Annotated in this window: 3 protein-coding genes; all 3 read right to left on the bottom strand. The window is 61.4% G+C overall.

Going from position 1 to position 2,712, the window contains the following annotated elements; all coding sequences use genetic code 11:
• Window positions 1-64: 64 nt before the first annotated feature.
• Complete coding sequence (locus GXY33_13925) at window positions 65-973, bottom strand: PEP-CTERM sorting domain-containing protein (protein NLX06231.1); 909 nt, start codon at window positions 971-973, stop codon at window positions 65-67.
• Window positions 974-1,011: 38 nt separating this feature from the next.
• Entirely contained in the window at window positions 1,012-1,755 is a 744-nt protein-coding gene (locus GXY33_13920) for a PEP-CTERM sorting domain-containing protein (GenBank protein NLX06230.1), read from the bottom strand.
• A 740-nt stretch (window positions 1,756-2,495) separates the two neighbouring features.
• Window positions 2,496-2,712 (bottom strand): PEP-CTERM sorting domain-containing protein (locus GXY33_13915; GenBank protein NLX06229.1); only part of this gene is annotated, 217 nt, incomplete at its 5' end.

Below are 2,712 nucleotides of genomic sequence, written 5' to 3'. Positions count from 1 at the left end.
GACCAACACCCCGGAGGGTGTATCCGCGGCGGCCGACCAGCCGCCGCGGACGCTCACAAACGTCCTACCGACGCCGCAGCAGACCCAGCACGCCCAACGCCAGCAGACCCAGCGTCGCCGGTTCCGGAGTCGCCGCCGGAGGAGCCGGGTAGGGATCCCGGCCGCGGCCATAGTTGGCGGCCAGGATCGCCAGGTCGCCGACACCAACGGAACCATCGCCGTTGAACTCACCCAACATCCAGCGTGTGGTCTCGTCGTTTCCGTAGTTGGCGGCCAGGATCGCCAAGTCGCCAGCCGAGACCGTCGCGTCCATGTTGGCGTCACCCGGAAGCAACTGGAGTGGATCTCTGACCATCGCGTCGTCCCACTGGCCAGCCGGATCGTCCGAACTTCCAGAGGGCTTGAACATGAAGGCACCCAACTGGCCGGTGGTGAAGTTGGTATCGGTGGCCCTCAGGACCTCGACGTAGGTCGAACCCTGGCGAAGGGTCGCGATCAGGCTGCTGCCTTCGCAGGACAGGGTTATGTCATACGATAGATTCGAGTCGAAACCCTGATACTGGAACGTGGCCAGGTTCTCGATGTCCGTGCCGTTCGTGACCCTCACGATACAAAAGTACTTGTTGTTAGGGTTCATGCCCGCGTAGTAGAAATTGGAATTGCCTACGTCCGCGCGGCACAGGAGCCCCAACTCGGTATTGTTGCTCCACGACAGGGTCGCGGTCTGGGAATAGTCATTCCCAAACCCGACCGGAACGGCGGCGGCGCCGGCCGCGTACGGCACCGCGGCGCTCGTGGCCGCCATGCCGATGTCCCGGCCATTGGCGTCGCTGCTCTGGACCAGCGTAACGTACGGAGCCAGGAAGGACGGCTCGACCGAAACCGCCGGCATGGGGACCGGGTCGCTGGCTGCGGCCCATGAGCCGCACAGGCCAACCACCAGCAAGGCTGCGAACAAACTCCTCTTTCTCATGTGTTCATCTCCTTACTTCTATAGGGTTTACTCCTCCACTAAAGAACCCGGCCCTTGCGCGCCCGGGCGACGATGCCCAGAGCGCCGAGGAGCAACAGGCCCAGTGTGGCCGGCTCGGGAACGATGTAGGCATTGCTCCACTCACCCGAAATCGTGTCTAGGCTCTTCTTGAACATGAACACACCGCACTGGCCATCGGAGAACACCGGATCCCCCGGGTACTCCGCGTCCTGCGTATCCGTATACGAGAGGGACGCGAGCGGCGACCCGCCCTGGCTCAACGTAGCGGCCAGCGAACTGCCGTCCACCGTCAGGGTGATGTCCCAAGCCTGGCCCGAGGTGATGACTCCGGCCAGATTCGCCGTATCGAGGTTGGTGATCTCGGTCCCTCCAACGATCTGCACGAGCGCGAAGTAGTTGTTGATCGGATTGAACCCGGCATAGTAGAAGTTCATCTGGCTGGGATTAGCGCGGGCGGCCAGACCCAGTTCGGTGCCGCTGCTCCACGTCACCGTCGCGCCCAAGGTGAAGTCCTGGCCGAAACTCGTCGTCGCGCTCGGATCGAACCCGCCAAAGCCCGCCGGGATGGCCGAAGATAAGGCCGCCATGGTCACATGACTGGTGCCCGCCACCGGGTCGTTAGTCTGCTGCAAGTCATACGAGTACGGCGCCCCAGTCAACGTCGGCAGGCAAGTCGTGGCCAATGCCTGCGATGGGCCCAGGATCACTACGGCTGTGACCGCCACAGCCACCAATGCCTGCAGTACCTTCTCCTTCTTCATTTTTCAACTCCTCATGATCTTTCCCAGTGCGTGTCTCACTGGCGGTTCAAATACGCCTGTTGAACACAGAAAAGACACACCGGGCGATCAGCCCCTCGCGCGGACACGACACCCAAGGGACCTGATGCCAGGCCCCTCTCTCCCTGTTGATGTGGAATGGAATGGATCGAGTCTTTCCACCACCGATGTTCTTTTTACCAGAATGGCTGATGTGTGTCAAGGGTATTCGTTGCCCCCCGCAGTTTTTGGGCCCGCCCGACGACGGGACCGCCGGGTCGCGGTGGATCGGCTATCAATATAACTTATGATGATGCAGATGGTTACCGGGGAACGGAGAAGAGTATTCAGAACTCGGAACTCGGAATTCAGCATGGAAGACCCGGAATTCGCCCGGCGGATGTCCATTTTGCCGTCATTGGTCCCGGTTTTCCCACCCATTTTTCCAGCCGGGTGGTCAAGGCGGGCGAAGTGAGCAGAGGAGGACGGAAAAGTCAGAAGTCAGAAGTCAGACGCCCGAAGAAGAGTCGCCGGTCAAACCGATCCCACATCGCCATATCTCGAATGTCAAATCAGAAATCACAAATCAGAAATCGAAGATTCGAACTCCGAGCACCCCTCGGCCCCCTCCACCCACCGCGCAAGGCAAGGGCCCGGAAGGACGCTTTTTGTCGTCCTCCCGGGCCCTCGATGCGTTCACTCAATCGAACCGGAAATGCCCGGCCCGCTTACGCACCACCGGATTACCGGCGGCGAAGCAGACCCAGCACGCCCAATGCCAGCAGGCCCAGGCTCGCCGGCTCCGGAAGCACAAAGGAACCCACATTCGTGAACTCCGCGCCTGTGTTGTCGGCGCCGATGAAGTCGTAGTTCACCACCGTCCCGGCCACACCCAGGATCTGGATGAAGTCCTCCACTCCGGTCCCGCCCAGTATCCCGATCGCCGCGCTGATGCTCGTG

This window comes from Phycisphaerae bacterium (assembly GCA_012729815.1).
In the GTDB taxonomy this organism is placed as follows: domain Bacteria; phylum Planctomycetota; class Phycisphaerae; order JAAYCJ01; family JAAYCJ01; genus JAAYCJ01.
Note: the sequence above shows the minus strand (reverse complement) of the source record. Positions and strands in the feature narration are given on the sequence as shown.

Excerpts from the sequence above, each read along its gene's own strand:
- GXY33_13920 (NLX06230.1), bottom strand. The coding sequence starts at position 1,755 with ATGAAGAAGGAGAAGGTACTGCAGGCATTGGTGGCTGTGGCGGTCACA.
- GXY33_13925 (NLX06231.1), bottom strand. The coding sequence starts at position 973 with ATGAGAAAGAGGAGTTTGTTCGCAGCCTTGCTGGTGGTTGGCCTGTGC.